The organism is Mesorhizobium sp. USDA 4413 (assembly GCF_056280365.1).
Genome location: NZ_JBVPRP010000001.1, coordinates 2,137,586 through 2,163,630, shown reverse-complemented (window position 1 = coordinate 2,163,630; position 26,045 = coordinate 2,137,586). Strand labels below are relative to the sequence as shown.

24 protein-coding genes and 2 pseudogenes are annotated in these 26,045 nt (G+C 61.0%); 2 read left to right on the top strand and 24 right to left on the bottom strand.

From position 1 onward, the window contains the following. Positions 1 to 51: 51 nt before the first annotated feature. From ACVMIM_RS10610 to ACVMIM_RS10590, 5 genes are all read right to left on the bottom strand, one after another. Positions 52 to 963: an N-acyl homoserine lactonase family protein gene (locus ACVMIM_RS10610; RefSeq protein WP_476111889.1), complete on the bottom strand. Its 912-nt coding sequence runs from the start codon at positions 961 to 963 to the stop codon at positions 52 to 54. Beyond that, positions 960 to 1,505 carry a hypothetical protein gene (locus ACVMIM_RS10605; RefSeq protein ID WP_040997819.1) on the bottom strand — a complete coding sequence of 182 codons (546 nt, stop codon included), beginning with the start codon at positions 1,503 to 1,505 and terminating at the stop codon, positions 960 to 962. Before ACVMIM_RS10605 ends, ACVMIM_RS10610 begins: the two co-directional genes overlap by 4 nt. A gap of 574 nt (positions 1,506 to 2,079) precedes the next feature. Next, positions 2,080 to 3,114 carry a substrate-binding domain-containing protein gene (locus tag ACVMIM_RS10600; RefSeq protein WP_040985534.1) on the bottom strand — a complete coding sequence of 345 codons (1,035 nt, stop codon included), beginning with the start codon at positions 3,112 to 3,114 and terminating at the stop codon, positions 2,080 to 2,082. Positions 3,115 to 3,153: 39 nt separating this feature from the next. Then, positions 3,154 to 4,158 (bottom strand): ABC transporter permease, encoded by a 1,005-nt coding sequence (locus ACVMIM_RS10595; RefSeq protein WP_040985535.1) that lies wholly within the window; start codon positions 4,156 to 4,158, stop codon positions 3,154 to 3,156. Further along, positions 4,155 to 6,629 carry an ATP-binding cassette domain-containing protein gene (locus ACVMIM_RS10590; protein ID WP_040985537.1) on the bottom strand — a complete coding sequence of 825 codons (2,475 nt, stop codon included), beginning with the start codon at positions 6,627 to 6,629 and terminating at the stop codon, positions 4,155 to 4,157. Before ACVMIM_RS10590 ends, ACVMIM_RS10595 begins: the two co-directional genes overlap by 4 nt. 345 nt (positions 6,630 to 6,974) lie before the next feature. Here ACVMIM_RS10590 and hpaR point away from each other — a divergent pair, with 345 nt between their 5' ends. Next, positions 6,975 to 7,607, top strand: a complete 633-nt coding sequence (gene hpaR, locus ACVMIM_RS10585; protein ID WP_082037195.1) for a homoprotocatechuate degradation operon regulator HpaR — start codon at positions 6,975 to 6,977, stop codon at positions 7,605 to 7,607. 156 nt (positions 7,608 to 7,763) lie between these two features. Here hpaR and hpaI read toward each other — a convergent pair whose 3' ends face one another. The 7 genes and pseudogenes from hpaI to ACVMIM_RS10550 all read right to left on the bottom strand — a co-directional run. Next, on the bottom strand, positions 7,764 to 8,576 hold the full coding sequence (gene hpaI, locus ACVMIM_RS10580) for a 4-hydroxy-2-oxoheptanedioate aldolase (protein WP_040985539.1): 813 nt from the start codon (positions 8,574 to 8,576) through the stop codon (positions 7,764 to 7,766). A gap of 8 nt (positions 8,577 to 8,584) precedes the next feature. Next, positions 8,585 to 9,388 (bottom strand): 2-oxo-hept-4-ene-1,7-dioate hydratase, encoded by an 804-nt coding sequence (hpaH, locus tag ACVMIM_RS10575; RefSeq protein ID WP_040986144.1) that lies wholly within the window; start codon positions 9,386 to 9,388, stop codon positions 8,585 to 8,587. 129 nt (positions 9,389 to 9,517) lie between these two features. Next, a complete protein-coding gene (locus tag ACVMIM_RS10570; protein WP_476111885.1) occupies positions 9,518 to 11,470 on the bottom strand; it encodes an oxidoreductase in 1,953 nt (650 codons plus the stop codon). Positions 11,471 to 11,644: 174 nt separating this feature from the next. Next, a complete protein-coding gene (locus tag ACVMIM_RS10565; protein WP_040985541.1) occupies positions 11,645 to 12,439 on the bottom strand; it encodes an SDR family NAD(P)-dependent oxidoreductase in 795 nt (264 codons plus the stop codon). A gap of 209 nt (positions 12,440 to 12,648) precedes the next feature. Beyond that, positions 12,649 to 13,491, bottom strand: a complete 843-nt coding sequence (locus ACVMIM_RS10560) for an alpha/beta fold hydrolase (RefSeq protein ID WP_040985543.1) — start codon at positions 13,489 to 13,491, stop codon at positions 12,649 to 12,651. Positions 13,492 to 13,702: 211 nt separating this feature from the next. Then, a complete protein-coding gene (gene hpaD / locus ACVMIM_RS10555; RefSeq protein WP_040985545.1) occupies positions 13,703 to 14,671 on the bottom strand; it encodes a 3,4-dihydroxyphenylacetate 2,3-dioxygenase in 969 nt (322 codons plus the stop codon). Positions 14,672 to 14,870: 199 nt separating this feature from the next. Beyond that, positions 14,871 to 15,131: pseudogene (locus tag ACVMIM_RS10550) on the bottom strand (ISL3 family transposase); the annotation flags it as partial. 23 nt (positions 15,132 to 15,154) lie between these two features. On the opposite strand from ACVMIM_RS10550, the pseudogene ACVMIM_RS10545 reads away from it, so the two are divergent. Then, positions 15,155 to 15,375: pseudogene (locus tag ACVMIM_RS10545) on the top strand (helix-turn-helix domain-containing protein); the annotation flags it as partial. 183 nt (positions 15,376 to 15,558) lie between these two features. Here ACVMIM_RS10545 and ACVMIM_RS10540 read toward each other — a convergent pair. From ACVMIM_RS10540 to ACVMIM_RS10485, 12 genes are all read right to left on the bottom strand, one after another. Next, on the bottom strand, positions 15,559 to 15,675 hold the full coding sequence (locus ACVMIM_RS10540) for a tautomerase family protein (RefSeq protein WP_082037198.1): 117 nt from the start codon (positions 15,673 to 15,675) through the stop codon (positions 15,559 to 15,561). Positions 15,676 to 15,733: 58 nt separating this feature from the next. After that, the gene (locus ACVMIM_RS10535; protein WP_040985547.1) at positions 15,734 to 16,774 is read right to left on the bottom strand and encodes a proline racemase family protein; all 1,041 of its coding nucleotides are present in this window, start codon (positions 16,772 to 16,774) and stop codon (positions 15,734 to 15,736) included. Positions 16,775 to 16,789: 15 nt separating this feature from the next. After that, positions 16,790 to 18,283, bottom strand: coding sequence for an aldehyde dehydrogenase family protein (locus tag ACVMIM_RS10530; protein ID WP_082037199.1), 1,494 nt, complete (start codon positions 18,281 to 18,283; stop codon positions 16,790 to 16,792). Positions 18,284 to 18,325: 42 nt separating this feature from the next. Further along, the gene (locus ACVMIM_RS10525) at positions 18,326 to 19,399 is read right to left on the bottom strand and encodes an ABC transporter ATP-binding protein (RefSeq protein WP_476111881.1); all 1,074 of its coding nucleotides are present in this window, start codon (positions 19,397 to 19,399) and stop codon (positions 18,326 to 18,328) included. Positions 19,400 to 19,419: 20 nt separating this feature from the next. Next, positions 19,420 to 20,232, bottom strand: a complete 813-nt coding sequence (locus ACVMIM_RS10520) for an ABC transporter permease (protein WP_040985552.1) — start codon at positions 20,230 to 20,232, stop codon at positions 19,420 to 19,422. 1 nt (position 20,233) lies between these two features. Beyond that, positions 20,234 to 21,118 (bottom strand): ABC transporter permease, encoded by an 885-nt coding sequence (locus ACVMIM_RS10515; protein WP_476111879.1) that lies wholly within the window; start codon positions 21,116 to 21,118, stop codon positions 20,234 to 20,236. Positions 21,119 to 21,182: 64 nt separating this feature from the next. After that, complete coding sequence (locus ACVMIM_RS10510) at positions 21,183 to 22,247, bottom strand: extracellular solute-binding protein (RefSeq protein ID WP_082037201.1); 1,065 nt, start codon at positions 22,245 to 22,247, stop codon at positions 21,183 to 21,185. Between the two features lie 93 nt (positions 22,248 to 22,340). Then, positions 22,341 to 23,111 carry an HpcH/HpaI aldolase family protein gene (locus ACVMIM_RS10505; protein ID WP_052458701.1) on the bottom strand — a complete coding sequence of 257 codons (771 nt, stop codon included), beginning with the start codon at positions 23,109 to 23,111 and terminating at the stop codon, positions 22,341 to 22,343. Positions 23,112 to 23,300: 189 nt separating this feature from the next. Next, positions 23,301 to 24,269 carry an FAD-dependent oxidoreductase gene (locus tag ACVMIM_RS10500; RefSeq protein WP_476111876.1) on the bottom strand — a complete coding sequence of 323 codons (969 nt, stop codon included), beginning with the start codon at positions 24,267 to 24,269 and terminating at the stop codon, positions 23,301 to 23,303. 60 nt (positions 24,270 to 24,329) lie between these two features. Continuing rightward, on the bottom strand, positions 24,330 to 24,524 hold the full coding sequence (locus ACVMIM_RS10495) for a hypothetical protein (protein WP_040985558.1): 195 nt from the start codon (positions 24,522 to 24,524) through the stop codon (positions 24,330 to 24,332). After that, positions 24,442 to 24,654, bottom strand: a complete 213-nt coding sequence (locus ACVMIM_RS10490) for an FAD-dependent oxidoreductase (RefSeq protein WP_082037202.1) — start codon at positions 24,652 to 24,654, stop codon at positions 24,442 to 24,444. The genes ACVMIM_RS10495 and ACVMIM_RS10490 overlap by 83 nt, the downstream gene beginning before the upstream one ends. 337 nt (positions 24,655 to 24,991) lie before the next feature. Further along, on the bottom strand, positions 24,992 to 26,044 hold the full coding sequence (locus ACVMIM_RS10485; protein ID WP_476117169.1) for an Ldh family oxidoreductase: 1,053 nt from the start codon (positions 26,042 to 26,044) through the stop codon (positions 24,992 to 24,994). Position 26,045 lies beyond the last annotated feature (1 nt).

Here is a 26,045-nt window from a genome sequence, read left to right as displayed (position 1 = left end):
ATACGCCCATCATTCGATTTCAAAGGTCGACGGGTATGGGGCTATGCGTCCTCACCGGTTCGACGCCGCCGCGGCGCGAGCCTCAACCGACGGCAGCACGCTCTCGTGTCCGTCGCCCAGGCACAGTTCGATCACCTTCAGGCCGTACTCGGACGTTGCAGACGGAAAACGCTCTGCCAGCCTGCTCTCATGGACCGGAATGACCCGCGTCCGATCGCCGCCGGCGGCCTCGATCATCTCGTGCGTTGTCATCACCAGGTTGAACGCGCTTCCCGAGGCAGCACCGATAGGCAGATAGAACGGCTTTTCGGCGTCGCCTCCGTCGAGGTTTTCGAACTGGTAGACGAGATCTCCGGCCAGTATCCAGCTGTCGGCCTGGGTTCCGGCGGAGTTCCTCACTACGACATACTGCGAACCCGCCGTATGCGTGTCGAAGGCCGGCACGAGATCGATACCGGGCAGAACGTTGTCGCTGCGCCCCTTGAGCAGGGTGAAACGGCCCTTCCGCGCGAGATCGATGCATGCAAGGATATCGGCAGAGTCCACGAAACTGGTTAGCCAGCGGAAGCGGCTGTCCAGCGACATCCGCCAAACCCAGTCGGAAAGCTCACGTTCCTGCATGTAGAAATGGGCGTTCGGGAAATAGCGCAAACCACCCAGGTGATCGAAATGCGCATGTGTGGGTAGAACATGCGTCACATCGGCGGGTGCAATGCCAAGCGACTGCAACACCTTTGCTGGGCTTTCCCATTTGTCGACGGTGAGCCCGGAGGTATGCTTCTTGTCGTGAAGCTCCCAATCGAAGCCGGCATCAACCAGCGCCACGATGCCCTCGCCCCGGATCACTATGAAGCCGAACAAGATCGGACACACACCGGCGTTGTATTTCCCATTCAGGAAGGCACCGATGGGATTGTCCGGTGCGGTGGCATACTCGACGACATGGATCGAATAGGTTGTCATGAACTCTGGACCCGGTTGCCTGGAAATTGATGCGGCTTGGCATGCGTGGCGCAGCAACTCGTCGCGAAGTTGACGACATCGAAGCCGGCGGCAAGCTTGCTGACGGTGCGAAGTTCCCGGACGACTTGCCGCAACCCCGCCATGACGGACGCGCAACGCGGATCATCACGCATGTCGGCGCCGTCGCGAACCATTCCGGCGATTGCGTCCAGTTTCTCCAGCGCTACAACCAGATGATGCCTGTGATGGCGCGCACCCTGCGTGGTAGCTCGGCTTGTCATAAGCGATTGCTTCGCCCTTTCTAGTGGCTCGGCGAGCCGCCAATGGAAGCCAGCACCCAACGCCCCCCGGTCCGATGAAGCAAAATCGGTCAGTAGGATGGCCGTCAGGAGGGCAACCACATACTTCATGTCCTCAAAGGCCGTGGAAGCGGCTTGGTAGTAGCCCTCGTCCTGAGTGTGGGACGCCGCCACGGCCTCGGCCGGCCCGACCCCGATCACCTCGGCGACGAAATCCATGTTGACGTTGTCCAGGAATCTCATGACTGAAGTCTTTCCTGCACGTTGTCCGCCGCAGTCCGGCCGGCAAAACCGCGATCATCCACGGCGTCCTTGCGGTTCACCTCATCTGATCGTGGATGTGTGGTCCCGGCAGAGCCCGACGGCTGGTGTAGGCTTTTCACGCCCCGCCAGCCTGCGCAGGTAGTCCGCAAGCACGCGTCGCTCGCGCCCGCGCCGAATTGCTGATGGGCTGTTCCCGCAATTCCCGCAGACGTGGAGAGATCAGGCGCAAATGGGAACTCGGCCGCTCCGGGTCGTTCTATGCGGGTACTCATCCTGGACAGCACTCCCCCACCGCTAACGCCTCTACTCGATCAATATATCTAACATGTTAACTACTCGTCAAGCGTCCCGGCACCGGTCTCGATCAAATCTGGGGCAGACCGCTCGCTGTCGGGGTCGCAGTTGCGAGGCGCTCGCACCGACCGACCGACGGTTGCCTGATCCTAACGCCGCTTGAGGGCAGCCCGCCAGGCGGATGTCAGGATTAGACGACCGCAGCGCTTGATCATCGCGCCTCTCGCCAAGCCTTAGCGAGAGGCGCGGCGAATTAGGCTTACTTCTTGCCGATGATGTTTTTGAGGGTCCAGTCGTATGAGTATTTGAGCCACAGGATATCGCTATCGGCCAGATTACCATGATCGGCCTTCAATTGCGCCACAGAGAGGACCGGAACGGGAGCCTCCATCGTCATGGGCACCGGTTCCCCACTGAGCTTCGCTACCGCGACGTTCACCGCCATGCCGCCGACTCCCGGATCGGTGTTCATTGCGACGGAATCATATCCGGACTTCTCGTTCAGCTTAATCAACAGGTTCACATCAGTGCCCGAGAAGCCATAAACTTGCATGGGAACCTCGCGGCCGGCCGCTAGGAAGGCCTGTGCCGCGCCGAAGGCGGCTTCGCCTTGGGAGAAGATGATGTCCACCTTCGGCGGCAGTGTTGGCAAGATGGTGGTGACGTGCTGCTGAGCAACCGATTGGTTCCAGTCGCCGTAGACTGTTGAGACAACCTTGATGTCCGGATACTTGGCAAGCGCGCGCGTATAAGAGTCCTGGATAGTCTGTTCCGCGGCGTTTCCGGCCAAGCCGCGTATCATGATCGCAGTGCCCTTCGTCCCGACCCTGTCCGTAATGAGCTTTACGTATTTGTCGCCGAGGGTTTTGAAATCGTTTTGAAGTTCGATCGCCTTGGGGTTGGTGATCCCGCCCGTCCCTGTGGCAAGAACCGGGATGCCTGCAGCCACGGCGTTGTCCACGGCCCCGTTCAGAGCTGTATCCGATAGCGGCTCGATAATGATGAAGTCCACGCCCTGCAGCGTCAGATTGTTGATCTGCTGGATCTGTGTCTGCGCGTCGCCTCCGGCGTCCACTATCTTGAGTTCCACCTTCTTGCCACTGGCATTGAGTTGTTCGGCCGCGTACTTCGCGGAAGCGAAGAACCCCTTCTGCCAACTGTTAGTCTGGAATGGCATGGCCACCCCAATGACGAATGTCTTGTCGTTGGCGGAAGCCTGACCACATGCCATCACTCCCCCAATCAACAGTCCCGCGGCCAAGACGGCACGCCTGCTCAGGGTATTTTTGCGCATTCTATTTTCCTCCCTTTTTGGATTGCATCCGTTTACGGATTACCTTCGATCTGGCGAACGGGCCGCGACCAGGCAAACCGTCGACAGAACAATCAGACCTTGAATGATGTATTGCGTGCCGATCCCGAAGTTCAGCAGGATCAGGTCGGATTGGGCGAGTGTCAGGACAAGGGCGCCCACCGCCGTTCCGAATACCGATGTCACGCCGCCGGTCGGCCGCGTGCCACCGATAACAACTGCGGCAACCGAGCCTAGCAGATACGCACGGCCGAGATCGGCCGAGACGCCGCCCTGATAAGTCGCCAGCAACACACCCAGCAGCGCTTCGAGCACCCCCGCCAGGACGAATGTTCCCAGCAAAACCCAGCCACGACGCACGCCTGCCAGCCGCGCTACCTCGGCGTTTTGGCCCATAGCGTGAAATTGCAGTCCGAACACGGTCCTGGAAAGCAGCACACCTACGACGGCAAGGATGAGCGCCGCGACGATCAGCACGCCGGTGAGCCCCGCAAAGCGCGCCCGCAGCATGGCCTCGAACATTCCGCCAACAGGTTTGGACGGCCAATTCTGGATGGAGACAGTCAGGCTGTAGAGAATATAACCGGATGCAAGCGTTGCCACGATCGCGGGAATACGCAGCCGGACGATCAACGCTACGTTAACCGCCCCGGTGAGAGCTCCCACGAGCACGCTAAGCAATACTGAGCCGGCGACGTTGTCCTGCCCAAGAACTCCTGCCGACATGACGTAGGCGCTAAAAGTGACGACATAGGGAAGGCTGAGGTCGATATTTCCGGATCCGCTGGCCAGTACGGCCATTTGGGCTGTTCCCGCGAGAGCGAATAAGCCGGCGATTGTTGCGTTGGCGATGAGGAAGGACCACGAGAGCTCGCCCGTAACCAGCCCGGCGATCACCCACAGCAACACCACCCCGGCCAACGCGCCTGCCCAGGACTTCCTCAGGAGGTTTCGCCAGATCTTCACCCCAACATTCGTACTCATCAAAGTGACGGAGCCAACCGCGAATTGAGCTTTTCGGGTCATGATGCCGTAGACCTCGTCAGCGAACGGAAACTCAAGGTCAGGACCAGGATCAAGCCTCCGATAGCGGTGGAATACTCCGAACTGATCCCAAGAAAGGTCAGGTTAGTCGTGACGAGGGAAATCCCGATGACCGCCATCACGGCGCCGATGGGGGAAACCAAACCGCCGGCAAAGCTCGCGCCGCCAACGATAACGGCGGCAATCGTAGCCAGCGTAAAGCTTGCCGCTACATTCACGTTGCCGGCACCTGTCGCTGCCGTCAGCAGCAGCCCCGACAGGACCGCGAAGAATCCCGCCAGTGCGTAGAGCGTCACGCGTCCCGCAAGCGCCGAGAAGCCCAGGGAAATATAGGTCCTTCGGTTCTGCCCCAAAGCGCGGAGCCGGATGCTGTAGCTCCAGCCCTGGCAGATCCAAAGACCGAGCAAGGCTACCGCAGCCAGCACGTAACAGCTCAATGGCAGAGGCCACAGTTTGATGTGAATGAGGGTGGAAAGCCATTCAGGCGAACTCCCCCCCGGCGTAGCGCGAATCGTCAGCCCGATCCCCAGCCAGATGAACGAAGCACCCAACGTCGCGACGACAGACGACACGCCAAGAAGCTCAACGATCAATGCGAGCACGGCGTAACCCGCGATCAACGCGGCGAAAGCCAGGACGCCGACGGCGAATGAATCTCCAAGATAGGTAGCCGCCAGGACGTTGGCGAGACCGATGGAGAAGCCCAGTCCAAGATCGATGTCCCCTCCGAGAATGAAGAGCATCTGGGCGATGACGGCGAAAGCCAAGGGTAACGAGGCCTGGAACAGAAGCTCCAGCCCGAACGTACTAAAGGCATTGGGCTGCTGCCAGAAGACCAATGCAAACATAGCAAGCATCAGAAAAGCTGCGGGCAAAGATCGCCAGGAAAGCAGCTTCGCCAGAGACGCATCTCCCGACAGCCTTTCCCTCGCCCATGGGGCTTCTCGCGATGCCGCGGTCGCCGCGTGTCCCGGATTCATGAATGACGCTTGGGTTATGCGCTCCTCGGTGATGTCCGCGCCGCTTAACTCCGCCACCACGTGGCCTCGGGCCATGACATAGACCCGATCACAGCGACGAAACTCGGCAAGTTCCGTCGAGTATAGGATCGCGCTCCGATCCTTCTCCTTCAGCTTGTCGAGGATAGCGTAGATCGATGCCTTGGCACTGACATCGACCCCCCTCGTGGGATCGTCCAGCAGGAGCAGAGGCGCTTCGCTCGCAAGCGCGCGTCCGAGCAGCGCTCGTTGTTGATTGCCTCCGCTGAGGTTGACAATCGGCGAAGCTGCACGATTGACCAGGCCCAGTTCCGAAAGCCAATCATTGGCCGTCGCCTTCAGCCCTCGGAAATCGACCAGGCCAGCTCGGGAGAACCGCGGAGCGGCGGAAATGGCGACATTTTCCTCGACGTCCCAAAGCGGCAGGAGGCCCTCGTTTTTCCGGTCGCCGCTGACATAGGCCACATCCGTCGATGAGTGAATAGATCCGGTATTCCGCGTTCTCGCCGAGAAGACGGCCTGCAAGAAATCGCGCTGGCCCGCACCCTCCAGTCCGGCAATTCCAACTACCTCGCCTGCGCTCACTCGGATGCAGACCTCGTGAAGGCGCCCCGATGACAGTTTGTCAACGGTGAGAATATCTCGGGACATGTCACCGACCGGCATAGGCGCAACGGGGCTGTGTTGTTCGACCATCGCTCCCAGTAGTGAGAGGAGTTCGTCATGCGTCAGGTTTTGTGCGTCTCCGTCGAAATGAAGCCTCCCGTCGCGAAGAACAACGACACGATGGGCCAGGCGCAGAGCCTCCTCGAGCTTGTGGGTCACATAGATGACAGCCACGCCGTGCGCCGCCCGACGCATAACCAAGTCCGCGAGTTGGTCAGCCTCGCGGGACGACAGCGCGGAAGTCGGCTCGTCCAGGATGACCACCCTTGTGTCAGGCTCCGTCATAGCGCGTGCGATCTCGACCATCTGACGTTCGGCTACGGATAGTGACGCGACTTCCTCGCGAACATCGATGCGGTTTCCTGGGAAGACTTTCATGCGTTCACGTGCGCGGCGAACAAGTTCTCGCCGTGACCCGGCGCCCTTGTGTTCCGACGTAAGCGCCAGATTCTCGGCCACCGTCAGGTTCGGAAAGGTGGAAAGCTCCTGGAAAACCCGCTGGATACCCGGAGTGCGTGAGTTCTTCCCCACGCGTTGTCCGGATTCAACCGGCTGGCCGTTCACCAAGAGCATGCCAGCGCTCGGGGCCAATGTCCCATCGACCAGGTTGAGAAAGGTCGATTTGCCCGCCCCGTTTGGTCCGAGCAGAACGAGGATTTCACCGGCCCGGATATCCAGGCTCACATCGCGCAAGACGTCATTGTTACCAAAGCTCTTCCACAGATTGCGAGCCGAAATGACTGTGTTTCCGCTCTGCGGCTCTTGCGCGTTCCTGCCGGCGCCTTCCATAAATTCTCCTCCCAGGCCTTAAAACGCTCACCTCCACCGTCCCGTGCCTCCAGGGCACGCCAATTTTGTTGTCCGGTGGTTTACCTGTAACCGCCCCTCAGTGGGACGTATCGATCACTCCCTAGCGTAGTTGCGGCATTGCTATCGCGCCGTTTGGTTCGGCTCTTGGCGACCAGCGGCCTTGCATCAACGTACGTTCCTCCAAATTGCCCAACGCGCGGTATACGTTGCGTATCATGCAAGTCGGATTATCTTATCTAACATGTTAGGTAATTGTCAAGCGAACATTCAAGATTCCTGATCCTGAACCGTGCGCCCCCTCTCTCTGTCTGGCTCCTGTCGCGCATGTCTGGTATAGCCGATCTCATGATCAAATCACCCAAGCCCGATCCATCCAAAGCCATGCGCAGTTTTTCGGCGTCGCTGCCGATGATGCTGTTGCGGGCTCGAGAGGCCGTCATGGCCCCATTTCGGGAGTTGCTGGATGAGCACGGGCTCACCGAACAGCAGTGGCGGGTCTTTCGCGTGCTCGCCAAGAACGATGAAATGGACGTCACTCAGCTGGTCGAATCGACATATCTCCTGGGACCGAGCGTCGCTCGGATCCTGCGCGACCTCGAGAACCAGAAACTGATCGTGACGCGGGCGGACAAACACGACAAACGTCGCAAGTGGGTTCGGCTCGCACCGAAAGGCCGAAAGCAGGTCGAGTTGATTGCGCCGCCTTCCGAGGCAATTTACGCCGAACTCAGCGAGACGTTCGGATCGGAGCGTCTGACCGCCCTGCAAGGGCTGCTTGAGGAATTACAGGCCACCGCGATCGCGAACGGGTCGTGGAAGCGTCATAAACCCAACACGGAAGCCGCAAGATCCGCTCCGAAACGAGCTCCAATCCGGGCCGGCAAACGGACGAATGCTGCCGACAAATTGCGCGACATGGGCCGTTCGACACAGGACGCGATCGAGAGCGAACCATAAGTTAGGGTGGACCGACACGGCCGCTACCGGAAGTCTGTCAGGCGCACCTCGTCCAAGGTCCGGCTAAGAGCGGCCTTCGGCATCGGCAGCCTCTCGGAGCGACGCCTTCTTGCTTTTCGAAGTGCCTAGGGGGCGGACAGCGCGTCCCACCGTCAGTCAGTAGACCTTCACTTCTAGTCCAGCCGGCGAGCCCGGAGGCTTTGTATCGTAAAAATCGGAAAGCAAACGTGTCGTTGCGTTTGCCAGTAGCGTTACATCATTGCCTATCCCGATGAACGTCGCACCCAATTCCACGTATCGCCGCGCCAACTTGAGGTCGCCTATCAGTGCGCCTGCCGCTTTGCAATGGGAGAGGATTTTCGCGAAGGCCTGTTCGATCTCTCTCTGAACCTCGGGCGCTCCGGGCCGACCAAGAAAACCCATGTCAGCCGCGAGATCGGCTGGACCGATAAAGACGCCGTCGACGCCGTCAGTTGAGGCAATCTCGTCGAGTGCGGCGAGCCCGGCGCGGCTTTCTACCTGGAGAAGCAGGCAGAGCTCTCCATCGGCTGTCTGAAGGTAGTCCGGGATGCGATTGAAGGCCGATGCACGTGCAAGCGCAGCGCCAACGCCGCGCACACCATGCGGTGGATAGCGCATCGCCCGAACCATATCGCGGGCCATGGCGCCACTTTCGACCATCGGAACCAGCAGCGTCTGCGCACCAATATCCAGAAGTTGCTTGATGATGTGAGTCTCGCCGATCGGGGGACGAATAATCGCATGGGCGGTACTACCTTTGATGGCCTGTAACTGTGCGACAAGCAGGGGCACATCGTTCGGCGCGTGCTCGGCGTCCAGAAGGAGCCAGTCATAGCCGGCGCCGGCGCACAGCTCGGCCGTGTAAGGGCTGGCGAGCGCCTGCCACAGGCCGACTTGTACCTTTCCGTCCCTGAGCGCTTGCTTGAAGGTGTTCTTGGGCGCAGGCATCGACGTCCTCAGGCGAAAAACAAGCTGACAGTGCCATACGGACCGAAATCGCCGACGATCGTGTCGCCGTGTCTGGCTTCGATCGGGCGGATAAAGGAGCCTGCGAGTACGATATGCCCGGCCTCGATACCGTCGCCGTACTGGGCGAGACGATTGGCGAGCCATGCGATGCCGCGTGCTGGTTGGTTAAGGACGCCGGCGCCCAGGCCCGTTTCCACCACCTCGGCGTTGCGCGAGACGATGGCGCCCATCCAGCGCATGTCAATGCCGTCAGGGCGCGAGGCCTTGCCGCCCGTGACGACGCCGGCGTTGGCTGCGTTGTCTGAGATGGTATCGACGACGGTTCGGGTTTTGTTGGTCTGAGGGTCGACGCGCACGATCCGGGTGTCCAGGACCTCAAGCGCTGGTATGACGTAGTCCGTGGCGTTCAACACATCTAACACCGTAATGCCTGGCCCCTTCAACGGTGCCTTCATCGCAAAGGCGATCTCGGCCTCGACGCGAGGCTGGATGAAGCGCCCTGCCGGCACCGTAGCCCCTTCTTCCAAAACCATGTCTTCGAGCAGTACGCCGGAATCGGGGATGTTGATGTTGAGTGCATTTTGCATAGCCTTGGACGTCAGGCCTATCTTCCAGCCTATTACCTTGTGGCCCTTGGAGACCTTCCTCTTTACCCACGCAGCCTGGACCGCATATGCATCGTTCATGTCCATGCCGGGATGTTCGAGCGAGAGCAGACCGATCTGTTTGAGTGTGCGCTCAGCTTGATCAAGCCGTTCGGCGGCATTTTCGATGTGATGCTCACTAAGCATTTTCAAACCCCTTTGCGTTAGCTTGGACTCAGAACAGATCGACCCGATGAGCCAAGCCACGGCCCATTTGGCGGATCGGGAATTTGACAAGCTTGCGGGCCTGACTGCATTGGGAAAGCGTCAAGAGTGTTAGCCCGCAAGAAAGGACTCAAGGCGATCGGCGGCCAGCAGCCCGGATAATGACGCTTCCGCCATCAGACCCGGCTTTATGACATCACCGGCGCGAAGCATTGGAATTTCGGGCAGGGCAAGCGCAAGTTCGTCGGCAATCCAGCTTCGCGCTTCCCGCCCGGCAGCGACCACCAGGAAATCGGGCAACTTAATCATTGACCTCGTCCCGTTGGTTTGAATGACGAGGCCCTCTTCATCCAGCAACTCGACGGTGGTCCTTGACATCATGACGACATGAGACATCTCTCTGAGCTCGTCGACCAGACGCCGCCCGAGGCGTTTTCCCCCGGAATGACCCCATTGTTCGCCCACCTCGATGAGCGTCACCGGGATTCCGGCTCGAGCAATCGTAAGCGCCATACCGACGGCATGCTCATCGCCGCCAAGGATGACGGCCGGGCCCGGGACCGACTGCGGATCGAAATCCTCGATCGTCGCGAACGGCGTGTCGCGCAAACCCGGCACATCGGGAATGAAACTTTGTGATCCAGCCGCCACGATCACCGCATCGGCCTCTAGGGCCCGGATTATGTCCGGCGAGGCTCGCTGATTGAGCACGATCTCGGCTCCCAGTGTAAGCAATCGCCTTTCGAGAGGCGGAATGACGGCGGGGAAGTCATGCAAAAGAGGCAAATGTCCGGCCAGGAGAAGCTGCCCGCCGAGAACATGGCTGGTTTCGAACAGAGTGACGCGACACCCCCGCTCGGATGCCCGTATAGCGGCCTGCAGCCCAGCCAGTCCGCCGCCCACCACCGCCACGACAGGCGGCCGGCCGGGTCGAGGGCGAGCACGCGGAATCAATGTTTCGCGCGCCGCCCGGGGATTGACACTGCAAGCGCTGGGATGATCAACATCGCGCGAGTCCGCGCAATATTGACATGCAATGCAAGGACGGATTTCAGAGTCTTTGCCACAAAATGCCTTGTTCGGCCATTCCGGATCTGCGTGCAGTGCCCTCGATATCGACACGAAGTCGGCGCTGCCTTGCGACAGCGCGGCTTCCGCATCCGCCGGATCATTGAGACGGCCCGAAACTGAGACCGGGATGGTGACGGCACTCCGGATGCGCGCGGCTATTGGAACGTTCACGCCTGCCGGCGAGTCGGCCATAGGAACTGACTTCCATCGGGACTCGTAGGTCCCCACCGCTACATCGATCAAATCGAGGCCGCGCTCCTCAAGCAGGAGCGCGAACCGAAGAACATCATCGAACGTGATCCCCTCGGGGTGGAACTCATCGACGCACAGACGGTAGGCGACCGGAAAGTGCGGACCTACCGCCCTTCGAACCGCTTCGTAGACCTGCAGCGGAAATCTTGCCCGGTTTTCGAACGGGCCACCGAAGACGTCGGTCCGACGATTGTGAAGAGGCGAAAGAAATTCACCGAGCAAGTATCCGCTCGCTCCGTGGAGCTCGACCAGGTCAAATCCGGCTTCCTTGACCCGGGCTGCGGCCGCCCCGAAGTGCCCGACTATCTCTTCGATCTCCGGTTCGGTCAGCGTGTGGGGAGCGTCAAGTAGCCCGAAGACAGGGCAGGCCCGGCCTGACACGCTGACCGGCTGTCGGAAATTGATCGCAGATTGGGCCTGGCGCCCTGCGAAGTTGATCTGCATGCCGATCGCCGCATCGCTCTCATGCGCCGCGGCTGCGACCGCTCGAAGGTCAGGTAGGAAGGTGTCATCATGGACCCCGAGCTGGAACACGCTCCCACGCCCGGCAGGATGAATGAAGGCCGCTTCCGGCAGCAGAAGTCCCGCTCCGCCGCTCGCTCTTTCCCTCACCGATTCAACGAAGGCCAGACCTGGCCGACCGTGGCGGTCACAAAGATTTCTCTCGAGCGGTGCCGCGATAATCCGGTTCCGGGTTGTCAGGGACCCAATCTTACCGTGCGAGAATAGAGCGGTGTACATAGGGGCCACACGATGAGGTGACAGGTTTTGTGAGCGGGCCAAGTGACAAAGCACGACGTTTCGCCGAGTTCCGCAGCGTGACGCATTGGAGCGCACGGAATGTGCGCAAGGCAAAACAGCTAGCGGCGGGGTGGCATGGGCTGATCGCCACGCCCTCCCCATTTCGACAAATTTTCATCCGTGCATTTGTGCCCCGCCGCACACGCTAAGACCCTGTCCCGTGATGTTGCGCGCGCGAGCGCTGGCTAAAAACGCGACGGCTTCGCCGATATCCTCGGGATCCTGCGCCCTCTTTAAAGGCACGGCGGCTACGCGGCTTTGCCAAACTTCTTCCGCCGTCTTGCCGGTGATAGCCGCCATCTCAACGCACGACTGCTGCGTCAATTCCGACCAGACAAACCCCGGCAAAACCGCATTCACGTTGATATTGTAGCCAGCGAGATCTTTGGCGAGGGACTTGGTGAGCCCAAGCACCGCGGATTTGGAGGAGCCGTAGCTGGGGCTCAAAGCGAGCGGATCACGGCCGGCGACCGACGAGATGTTCACGATCTTGCCCTCTCGCCGCCGTTTCATGCCGGGAATGACGGCGCGGCACATGCCAAAGACGCCACCCACATTGACGGCATACAATCGCTCGTGAGCTTCCTGTGACAAGTTCTCAAGGCTGGCGGCGTGATAGACGCCAGCGTTGTTCACCAGGATGCCGATGGGCCCGATGCTTTCCTCAACTTCGTTGGCCAGTACCTTCGCCCCCTCCCAGTCGCGAACGTCGTGCTGACGAGAAAACGCCCGCGCACCAGATGCTTCGATCTGCTTTGCCGCGTCTTCAGCGGCAGCCGCTTTGATATCGAGACAAACCACAACCGAGCCGTGGCGGGCGAGCACGCCCGCAATCCCCAGACCGATTCCACTGCCTGCCCCTGTTACCAGGGAGATCTGACCCGCTAGTTCTCCGCCTTGATCAGCCATTGTGGCACCTCTTCACTTCTAAGGTTCTCGAAAGTAAACCCCAACGTTCCCGGGCAGCGCTCTCGGCTTTGTGTTCTGCTCCGGCGCTTTGCCGCGCCGGTCTCCGGACAGAGATGAGACGCTTGCGAGCAGAGGTCGCCGGCACCCGGGCTGAGCGTCGGTCCAAGGCCTCGTCGCGTCCCGCGCGCCGGTCCACTGGCGCTGCTTTGCTATGCGTTTGCTCCGGGAGCATTGAAAAATTCCGACACAACGCCGTTGAAACGCTCGGCCTTGTCGCGATGGCTCCAGTGTCCGCAGTTGCTGAAGACATGCAGTTCCGAGCGCGGGATGAGCGATGACAGGCGCACGCTGGTCTCTACCGGGATAACTCGGTCCTCGCGACCGTGAAGAACCAGCACATCATTACGAATGCGGGCTATGTCGTCTTCGGAGCTCAGGAGAGCGTTCATCTTTTGCTCTCGCGGCCCCGGAAATAGCTTCTTGAACACTTCGTCATATCCCGGGCGGATGGAAGTATTGTACCGCAGGTCGATCATCTCCTCGGTGATCGAGCTAGGCTCCACCGTAAAATTCTCGAGCAGGCTTCGCATTTGGTCGCGCTTACCGCCAAAGCCGACGCCGGCATTGAAACTCTTCGGCATCTCGAAACGCAGGCCAACCGACCCCATCAACGCCGCGCGGCGGACACGATCGGGGTGCCTTATCGTCACTGCAAGTGCGAGCGCCCCGCCGAATGAATTCCCGAGCAGATGTACCTTGTCAAAGCCCATCACGTCCAAGAAGTCCACGACGTGACGCACCCAAAGGTCGAGGCCGTATGTCGCGTCCTCGGCGGCATCGCTATAGCCGAAACCAGCCACATCCATGGCGACAGCCCGAAAGGAGCGCGCAAAATACGGCAAAGTATCGTTCCAATTGGCGTAAGCAGATACGCCCACGCCGGATCCATGCAGCATCAGGACAGGCACGCCCTCACCCATGTCATGGTAGTTGGTCGTGACGCTCCCAGCTCTAATCGTCCGTCCGATCGCCGGATTTTGCGTTGGTGTCATGTGTTCACTCCGATCCATTGGCTCGATATGCGGTGCGAGATGTGTCGTCGGCGCGCTTGCAGCACGCCATCGATGGTTCCCGCCGCCGTTCGCCGGCAGGAATACTTGCGTCCCTCTCCATCTCAACGAGAATGGTCAGGCGGGACTTGTCCGGAGGCGTGGCGAAAACGCGCCACGGCCTTCCGTTCAGCGCACCGTGATCATGACGTGATTAGGATGGCGTCTCGAGCTCCGGCGCACTTTGCATTGCACATTCGAATTCCGTGGCCTCCTCGTAAAAGGAGGGCGGCGAGGGGGTACCCCAGAGCGTCTTGCGCTGAGGATCGTCGAGCGACCAGCGAATGGGCTCCAGATCCGGGTCTACGGTCTGGTAGTCGGAGCAATAGAGCTCGATTCGGTGACCGTCCGGATCACGCACATAAAGGAAGAACGCGTTGGAAATGCCGTGGCGTCCGGGGCCGCGCTCGATGTTAGCCACGTAACCTGTGGTCGCCATTTGGTCCAGGAGGTCGATAATGCTGAGGGGACCCGGCACCCAGAACGCGAGGTGATGGAGCTTCGGGCCGACGCCATTCATGAATGCGATGTCGTGCGAGGTCCCCTTGCGATGCATCCAAGCCGCTACGACCCGTTTCGTCGCATCATCCTCGGTATATTCCGTAACCCGGAAGCCGATCTCGCCGAAGAAGGCGACCGCCTCGTCCACGTCGGGTGAGAGGCAGTTGAAGTGATCGATCCTCAGCGGGCGTACACCGCGGTAGAGACCGTACTGCTGGTGGATGGGCGGCAGCCGGTCCATGCGGGCATGGAATTCCAGCGGTATTCCTTGGGGTGAAGATGTGCGAAGCGTGGGAGATTGGTGAGCTCGGTCGATCCACTCGACGGGCCGTCCGCGACCGCGGAAGAAAGCCGCCGCCTTCTCGAGATCCTGGTCGTCGAAGAGCTTGAAACCAAGCGCGCCTACGGCAGGCGAAGCGCCCTGCCGCAACACCAAGGAGTGATGGCCACGCTCCTCCATAGCGCGCAGATAAAGCACGTCACCTGCTTCATCGGTAACCTGCAAGCCCAGCACGTCGGCATAGAAGGCGCGCGAACGCTGCAAATCGCCGACGACCAACGTGGCGTGACTGACCCTCACGATATTAAAGTGCGGGTAGAGATTCGGCGCGGGTACCGGCACAGTTCCTCCAATCTATCCAACGAGCCTGAAGCGGATGGCGAGCCACTCTGCCGGCTCTTGCAGCATCGCGAAGCTTCTCTAGCTCCGCCGCATCTCGATAAATGTTTAACTCGTTAGATATTTTGCTGTCAAGCGGGATTCGTGGGGGCAACAACTCGAGTGACTTTCGGGCGGATCCGTCATGAACTCCGGTCGGTGGGCGTCGCCGCTCCAGATCGCAGATGATCGTGCCATAGCGCTGGTTGCGCCGCCACGTCCAATCGTCGATCCCCACCACGGCTGGCGGGACGAAGCCGGGGGTGCCGCGCCGCCTGACCAAGCGCAGCAAGGTGTCGTTGCTGAGGGGTAGCATCAGCCTGCGCGCCGGCCGGCCGCCCAGAGCCAGCGCGAGATGATGGACGATATGATCAATGCGAGCGGTCCGACGGGACCAGGGCGCCAGGACATCGGGATCGAACCGCCTGCAATGGAGGCCAGCATCTGATGATGCGACCTCTTTCGGACGATCTTCGCGAACGGGTTGTGGCGGCGGTTTTGAGTGGTGAGAGCCGCCGGTCGGCTGCCAAGCGGTTCGGCATTTCGGTTTCGGCGGCGGTGAAGTTGTTGCAGCGTCACCGGGCGACTGGCTCGATTGCGCCTGGCAAGATGGGTGGCACCGCAAACGGGCGCTGGAGCCGCATCGAGCCTTCATCGTGGAGCGGATCAATTAGCACTACGGCCGAAGTACTTGCCCGATTGGGAGGAAGCTCGAGCGCCGCCACTTGATTTGGCATTGCCGGCCGACGGCGCGGTCGCCTTCACGCCACCCTCGGCTATCTGCTCGCCAGCGGAACATCGGCTGGCCGGCAGTGAACCAATCAAGTGCGGCGTGCCGTTGAAAATCACGATCACATCCTGGATGCGGAACCGAGCTTCTCGACGAAGACCCGCGTGATCCCTTCCGCGACTTCGCGCTTCTGACTTGTCGAGCGGCCGGGGTAGAGATCGACCTTGACGAGCGGCATGTTGCAACCCCTTGACAAATCGATGCGACTGATCAGCAGGCCAGCTTCCGCGATCTCGCTATTGCGTCACCGACGTCGAGGTGCCCCAGGTGTCCGACAGCACGTAGCCTTGCGGATACGGGTCCGTCGGATCGAGATAATAATTGTGCTCGCCCGTGATCCAGGCCCTGCCCGTTATCCGCGGCACGATCGCCTTGCGCCCGGCGACTTCGGTGAGCTCGAGGATCTTGCCGGTGAAGCGCGAGCCGATGATGGATTCATGGATCAGCACCTCGCCTTCCTTCATCTGGCCCCGCGCCTGCAGCACCGCCATGCGCGCCGAAGTGCCGGTTCCCGTCGGGCTGCGGTCCGAGCGCCCGGGCGAGACGATGCAGGTGTTGCGCGTGACCTTGCCCGGTCCCTGGAACGGCATGGCGAACTGGACGATGGACACGCCGCGCACATTGTCGAACTGCGGATGCACGACATCGAGCTGCTCGCGCGCTGCGCGGCGGACCTTCTCGCCGGCAACGGCCAGCTCGCGCGCCTCGTCGGGAACAACTGAGAAGCCGAGCGCCTTGGCATCGACGATGGCGTAGAACATGCCGCCATAAGCGATATCCACCTTCAGCGTTCCCAACCCCTCGACTTCGATATTGGCATCGAGGCGCTCGGCGAAGGCTGGCGCGTTGCGGAAGGTGATCGACAGACATTTGCCGTCGCGGCATTCGGCGCTGACCTCGATGACGCCGCCGGGCATGTCCAGCTTGAAGCGCGTCTCGGGCTCCTGCATCGGCACCATGCCGGTCTCGAGCAGCACCGTGGCGATGCAGATCGTGTTGGAGCCGGACATCGGCGGGTATTCGGTCGGCTCCATGATGATGGCGCCCGCGGCGCAATCCTCGCGCGTCGAGGGCACCAGGAGATTGACATGACGGGCAACGCTGCCGCGCGGCTCGCAGATCAGCATGCGCCTGATCTGGTCGTGATCGCGCTCCATCGTAATCATCTTTTCCATCATCGTGCGGCCCGCGGGCGGCAGCACGCCGCCCACGATGACGTCGCCGATCTCCCCCTCGGCATGGCAGCCGACGACGCGGATGCTGGTTTTGGTGCGCATTGTTGCTTCCCAGGTCTAGGTGCTTGGCAGATAACGCGGATAGCTGCGCGAATCCTGGATGATGACGGTCTTGAGGACACAAAATTCCTCGGCCGCATAGCGTCCGTTCTCGCGCCCGAATCCGCTCTGGCGCATACCGCCGATCGGTACCTCCGACGGCACGTCGAGGAAGGTGTTCACCCACACAATACCTGAGCGGATTTCTCGGGCCATGAACAGTGCCGTATCGATGCTGCCTGTCCAGATCCCAGAAGAAAGCCCGTAGAGCGTATCATTGGCGAGTTGGGCCGCCTCCTCGATAGTGTCGAAGGTGAGCACCGAAATGACCGGGCCGAAAATCTCCTCCCTGGCGATGGCGAGGTCAGGCGTTACGCCGCTGAAGATCGTCGGCTCGATGTAGTAGCCCGGCAAGGCTTCAATCGCCGAGCCGCCAAGAACGAGTGTGGCGGTACGCTTACCCTCGTCGATATAGCGCAGGATCTTGTCGTAGTGCGTCTTGCTGATGATGGCCCCATACCCGTTGCCGGCCTTGAGCGGATCGCCGACCTTAACTCTAGCCATCTTTTCCTTCAGCATCGCGACGAAGCTGTCTGCGATCGAGGACTGGACGAGCAGTCTGCTGCCGCTGCAGCATTCGGCGCCGGCGTTGTGAATGATGCCCTTCACCGCGCCATCGACAGCGGCTTCCAGATTGGCGTCGGCGAACACGATGTTGGGGTTCTTGCCGCCGAGCTCGACGATCGTCTTCTTGAGCGTTCCGGAAGCGGCCGCAATGATGGCACTCCCCGTCGCGGTCGATCCGGTGAACGAGACGACGTCCACGTCCGGATGCTGCGCGATGCGCTTGCCCACTGGATCGCCATAACCGGTGACGACATTGAACACGCCTTTCGGCAGCCCGGCCTCTTCAAGGATTTTCGCCAATAGGAGCGTCGTTCCCGATGTCAGCTCGCTCGGCTTTGCCACGACGCTGCAGCCTGCCGCCAGAGCGAACGGCAGTTTCTGGCTGAGCACCACGAGCGGATAGTTCCAGGGCGTGATCATGCCGACCACGCCGGCCGGCTCGCGCAACACCAGTGCCATCTTGTCGCTGCCGAGATTGGTGTGGCTGTCACCGTGCAGCGAACGCGCCTGTCCGGCTGCGAAGTCCCAGATATCGCCGGCCCATTGGATTTCCTCGCGGGCCTGGGTCAGGATCTTGCCCGATTCAAGCGCCTCGATCAGCGCAAGGTCCTCGAACCCCGTCTTCAGGCGCACCGATACGGCTCGCAATACCTCGCTGCGCTGGGCGCCGGTAAGGCCCGACCAGCGTTTGTCCTTGAATGCGCCCCTGGCGGCGGCGACCGCGCGGTCCACGTCCTCGACCGTGCCTTCCGGCCAGGTCGCCAGGAGTTGGCCGTCGCTCGGCGCGTGCCGCTTGATGTTTTTGCCACTGCTCGACCCGACGGAAAGTCCGTCGATATGATGGCTCATCCGCCGTGCAGATATCTCGCTTTTGAGCTCATCCATCTGGGTTCTCCATTTGTTTGCGTGCGAAAGCCGAGCCGGCGGCTATGCCTGCAGGATGACAACATCGTCCGCATCCCAACTTGCCCGGACAGTCGTTTCGGGCACGAAACTCAGGGAACGGACGTCCGGCACGGCAATTTGAATGATCGAACCGTTCGGCAACTGGGCGTGCACGCGCAGCGCCGAGCCGAGATAGACGACCTGCTTGACCGTTGCCTCGATACTGTTGGGCCGCTGCGCGACAGGGCTGGCATCGCCGGCCGACAAGCGCAAAGATTCGGGCCGGACCATGAGCGTGACTTGGCCGTCGGCCAGGCCCACCGCTAGGCGATCGACGGGCAGCTTCGCCAGCCACCCGTCCCCCTTGACCACCGCCTCGCCGCCAGCTCTTGTCAGCTCCGCTGGCAACAAGTTGGACTCGCCCACGAAATCCGCCACAAATGCGTTGGCCGGCTTGGCATAGAGCTCCTTTGGTGTGCCCACCTGCGCTAGCGCCCCTTGCGAAAAGAGCGCGATCCGGTCGCTCATGACCAGCGCCTCTTCCTGGTCATGTGTGACCGATATGACAGTCGCGCCGAAGCGGCGTGTGATGCGCAGGATCTCAAGCTGCATGGACGTGCGCAGCTTCTTGTCGAGCGCACCGAGCGGCTCGTCGAGAAGCACGACCTCCGGGTCATAGACAAGCGCGCGCGCCAGGGCTACGCGCTGCTTCTGGCCACCTGACAGCTGTCGCGGATAACGGTCGAGCAGATGGCCCAGGTTAACGACGCCGAGCATCTCTTCGGCCCGGCGGCGTCGCTCGAGCTTGCCGATGCCGCGCGATTCCAGCGGAAAGGCGACATTGTCGAGGGCCGTCATATGCGGGAACAGCGCATAGTCCTGGAAGACCATGCCGATATTGCGGCGGTGCGCCGGGATGCCGGCGATGTCGCGCCCCTTCATCAGCAGGCGGCCCCGATCCGGCTGCAGGAACCCGGCGATCAGCTGCAACGTCGTCGTCTTGCCGGATCCGGACGGCCCGAGCATGGTCAGGAACTCGCCCTGCTGCAGGTCGAGCGAGATGTCATGGAGGGCGCGGAAATGTCCGAACGACTTGCCCAACCCTTCGAGCTGCAACGCTGAAGTCATGATCTCCTCTAGAGCGATTGCCGGTTATCGGCGTCGGCCGGACGCAGCGCATAGACCAGCGCGAGGCCGACGGCCGTGATGATGATGAGGATGCTGCCGACCGCCGCGATCACCGGGCTGAGGCCGGTGCGCACGCCCGACCAGATCAGCACGGGCAGCGTGCGGTGGCTCGGCGACGACAGGAAAATCGAGATGACGGCCTCGTCCCACGAGGTGATGAAGGCGAAGACCGCTCCGGCCACGACGCCTGGCTTAAGTAAGGGAAGCGTGATCCGGAAGAAGGTCCGCACCGGCCCTGCTCCGAGGCCCGCACTTGCCATGGCAAGGTTCGGCGGGATGGTGTGAAGCGCAGCCGTGACCGCCACGATCACGAGGGGGATCGCCAGCACGCTGTGCGCCACCACAAGCCCGGTGATCGTTCCTGCCAGCTTCCAGCGTGAGAACACCATGAAGATGCCGATCGCAAGCACGATCACGGGCGTCACCAGAGGGCTGAGCAGGAATAGGCGAAGCGCGGGCTTGAGCCGGAGATCGCTCATGAAGAGCGCCAGCGCCGCGGCCGTCCCCAGGCTGACCGACGCGACGACGGTCATCAGGGCAACTTGGAGGCTGGTGAGGAAGGCTGCCCTCCAGAACGGGTCTGCCATGAAGGCTTCGTACCAGCGCAGCGAAAAGCCGACCGGCGGGAAGCGCAGGTCGTTGATGTCGTTGAATGAGATCGGAATGACCACGAAGACGGGAAACAGAAGGAAGGCGACGATCGCTGCTATCAACAGCACGAACAGGGCTTTCGGCAGCTTGGCGGAGATTCTCGCCACCATCTCAGGCCCCCGCGATTTTCTTCTTCGACACCGAAAGCAGCAGCGCGAAGGCCCCGAAGGCGACCGACGAGAAGATGATCAGCGCGACGGCCAGCGCGCTGCTGAAGGCGAAGTTCACCTGCTGGTTGATCTGATCGGCAATCAGCTGAGCGATCATGACATTGCCCGAGCCGCCGAGCACCGCCGGCGTGATGTAGAAGCCGAGCGACAGCGTCATGGTCAGCACCGTGCCGGACAATATTCCGGGCAAGGTGAGTGGCAGGTAGACTCTGAAGAAACTGCGCAGCGGCGATGCGCCCGAGATCGTGGCTGCGCGCATCAGATTGGGGTCGATGCCGCGCATGACCGCCACAAGCGGCAGCACCATATAGGGCAACAGGATGTTCGACATGCCGACGACGACGCCAAACTGGTTTCGGATGAGCGAGATCGGAGCGTCGATCAAGCCAAGCCCGATGAGCATCTGGTTGACGAGCCCGGTGTCCTGCAGAAGCACCAGCCAGGCGAATGTGCGCAATAGGACGCTCACCCAGAACGGCAACAGAAGCGATATCGAAAGGATGGCGAGGGCCACGCCCCGGCTGCGTACCAGGGCGTAGGCATAGGCGTAACCCATCACCAGACACGCCGCCGTCACGATAAGTGCGGTTTTGAAGGTCGAGACGATGACGCGGGCATAGAGCGTCGTGGCGAAAATTCGCTCGTAGTTGGCCAGCGAATAGTCAGGAAAGCTGCGGCCAACTATATAGAGGAGCGGATAGAGGAATACCAGGAACAGAAAGGCCAGCGTCGGCAAGAGCAGAAGGAACCAGCCGTCGGGCGTCCTCGGTCGCAGGCGATTGATTCCGGCATCGCGCAGTGGGGTGTTTGATACGAATACGGTCATGCCAGACCACTGTCTTCATGCGCATCCAGCCATTTGCGGCTGGATGCGCATTCTTGGGAGGAACTCAGCCCAGAAGCCATTCCTGGAATCGGGTGTCGACGGCTGCCTGGTTCTTGATCCACCAGCTATAGTCGATCGAGACCCGGGTATCGAGATGATCTGTGGGCAGGTTGCCCTTGTACTTGGCGTCGACGTTCTTGGCCGCCGCGACATTGACCGGCCCGTAGGGAAGGTATTTTGTCAGAGCTATCTGCGGCTTCTCGGACAGGAAGAAGGCAAGCGCCTTGAAGGCTTCCGCCTTGTTGGGGGCTCCCTTGGGAACGACGAACCATCCGCCGCCGCTCAACCATTCCTTCCAGACCACGCCGACCGGCGCGTTGTCCATTGCCGGAAAAGCGCGCGAGCCCCAGAGGATACCCATCGCGGCCTCGCCGCTGGTGATGAGCTGCTGGGCCTGGGCGCCGCTATCCCACCAGATCAGGTCCGCCTTGACGCTGTCGAGCTTCTTGAGGGCACGTTCGACATCGATTGGATAGAGATCTTTGACAGCCACGCCGTCGGCGATCAGTGCAGCCTCCAAGATGCCGCCGGCCACGAATTTCCATACAGCGCGCTTACCTGGGAACTTGGTAGTGTCGAAGAAGTCCTTGAAGCCTTCGGGCGCGGCGCTGGAGAATTTGTCCTTGCGATAGCAAATAATAGTGTTCTCGATGTCATTGCCAACGCGATATTTCATCGCATAACCCGGAAGCAGCATCGTCTTATCGACAACGGAATAGTCGATCGGCTCGAGCCATTGCCCGTCCTCGTCAAGCCCGAAGAAGTCGCCAGTGCTGGACAGATCGACCGTGACGTTGCCGGCCTCCACCATGGCCTTCAGGCGAGCGGCGTCGTCGGGGGTATCGAGCTGCAATGCAAGATCCGGATTGGCCTTTTGGTAAGGTTCGAACATCGCCTTCTTCAGCGCTTGCTCGAACGAGCCTCCAGACGTCGCGATGGTCAGCGAGCGCGACGCGGCGTGGGCGATGCCGCCGAAATCGGTGCCCGATAGAAGCGCTGCGCCTGCTGCGACCTTCCCACCGTAGACAAGCAGAGCGCGGCGCGAAATCGCCATAGACTTCTCTTTCATTCCAGTTCTCCTCCAATCATTTTTGTCGTTGCAGTTGCATGGACCCGAAAACAGGTCATGTTTCGGGCATGGCCAGCGGCTGCCCGAAATCGCTCAAGCCCGCGAAGCCTCGCGCAGACGTGCCGAGAGCTGCCTCCCGCCATCGATGAGGTAGCCGGTGTCAAGGCCGTGCGTCAGAAGGCTGAAGCCCAGCGCGCGATAGGTCCGAACATAGTCAAGGGACGCGACGTCGATACCAGCGGCGATGCCGTTGCGGTTGGCGGCGGCGGCGACCTTGCGGCAGGCCTCCTTGAGACCGTCGCTGAGCTGGCCAAGCGGCAATCCAAGGGACATGCAGAGGTCGGCGGGCCCAATATAAATGGCATCTATGCCGGGCGTCGCAGCGATCTCGTCAACTGCCTCTAACGCCTCGCGGCTCTCAATCTGCACGATGAGCGCGGTTTCGTTGGCGGTCGCGACATAGGCGGCTTCGTCCAGGTAGTAGTTGGAAGCTCGCCACGCACCGATCCCTCGCTTGCCGAACGGCGGATACTTGGCGGCCGAGACCGCCTCAGCCGCCTCTTTTGCGGAATTCACCATTGGGACGATCAGGGCGGTTGCGCCTGCATCCAATGCAGCCTTGATGAGGTCCGGGCTGTTATACCGGACGCGATACAGCACCGGTTTGTTGAAACGTTCGGTCGCTGGCAGAAGCGTGTAGAGCAGGTCCGGAGGAACGGGCGCATGCTCTCCGTCGAGCAGGATGAAATCGAAACCGGTCTGCGCCAGGAGCTCAGCGACGATCGTATGCGGGATCTGCATCCAGGTGCCGGTCACGAGCTCGCGGGAACGGATCATGTTGGTGAATTCGGCATGCAAACTCATAGACCTCTGACCTAACTCGAGCCTTTACCTCGATAGGTAATATATCACCGGTTACCAGTTGTCAATAAGCTAAGCGGGCCAGGCGGGATCACTGGATCGCGGCCCCGCCTATCGCTGAGCATTCGAAAAGCAAACGGCCGGAGCAGCGCAGAGGCGCCTGCCCGGCCGTTGAATGAAAGCCGAAATTTGCTATGAGCGAGCTGAGGCTTGCAGCATTTCTCTTGCCGCGCGTCCATCCTCTTGCAGCGCGCCATGCGAGCCGGCGGTTACGGACGTGAAGTCACCAGCAAGATGGGCGCTATCCACTGGTGCCTGCACCTGGTCTAGGACCTTTTCTCTTCCAGGGGCTGGATAGGCAAAGCAGCGCGGCCATCGCGCCAAGCGTGTCCCCAGGACGCGCCCACGCGCGTCGGGAAGGATGCGGAAGAATGCTTCCAGCCAGGCAGATGTTGTCGCAGCGTCGTCGCCCGGCGCTGCCGTCTCCGGATCGGCGCTCAGATAGCAGTTGAAGTGTGTGCGTTCCCTTTGACTCGGAACCTGGTCGGCGCTCGCCCTTGTCTGCAGCACGGTATTGAAGTGCGCATCCGCAGCGGTGATGAGGAATATGTCGTCCCAATTCGCCTTGCTGGCGCTGTCGAGCACGATGGCCAGCGTCACAGTGGGGTTCGTCTGGACCTTCTCGATCGCATCCAACTTCCATGCCGGAAACCAGGGAGCCAGTTCCGCTATGCCGGGGACAGGTATGGCGAAGACGACGTGAGACGCCCTGAATGTCGTTATCCCATTGCTAGGCATTTCGACCTCCAGCCCGTAGCATCCCTCCTCGGGCGGTGACACGCGCCAGACGGGGGCATTCAGCTCTAGCACATCACAGGCAAGTCTGTCGCTGAGCGCCTTGGATATCTGCTGCATGCCTTGCGGGATGTTGAGGCGTTGCCCTTTGGGGCGCACGAGATAGCTCGCGAAATACCGCAACGCGTACTGCGCCGAAAGAACGTCTGGATCCGCCGTGCTGCCGCCCCGCACGGCGTTGCGAACTATGCTTTGAACCATAGGATCAAGTGGTCCCAGGTGCTTGCTGAGTGTTTCCTGCGCGAGCGCTTGGGAACTCGCCGAAAGCCCACCGCCGGCGGCATAGGTTTCGTATTCTCGGCGCACATCCGCAAGAACCCTGCAAAGGTCGGCGTCGGCCCGGGGTGGGAGCTCAAGTCCGGCGACCTACTCTTCGTCATCACGGGCGACGACGGTTTCTCCGCCTATGCTGACGCCGAAAGAGGCGGGGCTAACCGGGATTGTTTCAATCCCAAGCTCGCGGCAGACCGCCTCGCTCTCAGTACCAACATAAACGAACATGGCCCCCAATGTTGATGTCCTCACCAGCGACATGATCGGTGCGTGTTCGCCCGCCAACATGCGGCAGCGCCTCGAACACTTTCACCCGAAGTCCGCTCTCGCGCAGGTGATAGGCCGTGCGAAGACCTGCCGGGCCGGCACCGATGATGGCTACGTCGAGATCTGGTTGATTGCGGGATCTCGAAAGCAAAGGGCCGGAGCGTGTGATTCGTGATGCACATTCATTGACGAGCAGGCAGTCGCTGGACGTGCCGCTGGGCGAATGGAGTCAGCGCTTCTCGTTCGTCAGGAGCCTTGCGTGGATTCAGCAGTCGGGCACAGGAGCTAAGGGGGCGAGCGGGGCACCCAAGTTGCCGTTCACTGATGGCTACGCGGATCTTCCTATCGGCTGATCTCGCCAACGCTGACCTGCTTCGAAACAGACTACGCCACATGATGATATGCAGGCCTGGCTGTGATCGTTCGAAAAATCCTCCGTCGCAAATCTGGATCTGGTCGCGCAGATGCGCATGAAATCGCCCTTTGCCTCAGCCTCGCCGGTCGGGCGCCCCGGCTTTTTCGGAGGGCGCTTTGACGAGTGCGACGAGTTCTTCGTAGAGCGGCCTTGGAATGGTCACGCCGGCCCGAAGGCTGTTGAGGCGAGCCTCGTATCTGCGCTGCGAGGGCAATCTCGCGTCCTGGCCAATGATGGCGTCGAATAGCATCTCGGCGCGAGCGAGGTTCTTGCCGAGCGCTTCCCCCAGGAAGACGCTTGGGTCCAAGACGAGGATCAACTCTCCGTGGCACGGCATGGCGCCGAGCTCGTTGTCGAAAGCCTTCGATTCCAGGCTGATCATGTCGTCGATGAGCGGACCTGCCAGAAGCTCCACCATGGTCGACAGGGCCGATCCTTTGTGCCCGCCGAAGGTCAGCATCGCACCCCTCAGCGCTTCCGCCGGATCGACGGTCGGGCGGCCGCTTTGATCCAGCGCCAGCCCCGGCGCAATGCTCTTGCCGGCCCTTCTGCGTAGTTCGATTTCACCGCGGGCCGTCGCGCTGGTGGCAAAATCGAAGACGAACGGGTGATTGTCGGCGCGCGGCCAGGCAAAGGCGATCGGATTGGTGCCGAAAAGCGGTCTGGTGCCACCGGCCGGCGCCACCCAGCTGTGGCTTGGCGTCAACGCCAGAGCCGCGAAGCCCTGCTCGGCCAATGGCTCGACCTCGGCCCATAGCGCCGAGAAGTGGTAACATCTGTTGATTGCTAGAGCAGCGAGACCCTGGGAGCGCGCCTTGGCCAGCGCCAAGGCGATGCCTTCGTTATAGGCATAGGGCGAAAAGCCGTAGTCGGCATCGACTTTTACGATCGACGGTGCGGTATCGTTTATCTTCGGTCTTGCCGCCTTGTTCACGCGGCCGGTGGCGAGCGAATGCGCGCAGCCGATCAATCGATAGAGACCGTGAGAGTGGCATTCGTCACGCTGTCCGGCAACGATGACCGCCGCTACCGCCTCTGCGTGTTTTCCGGCGAGACCGGCATCGCGCAGGATATGTAGGCTGAGATCGCTGGCTTCGCCAAGTGTCAGCGTCACCTCTTCCGTCATC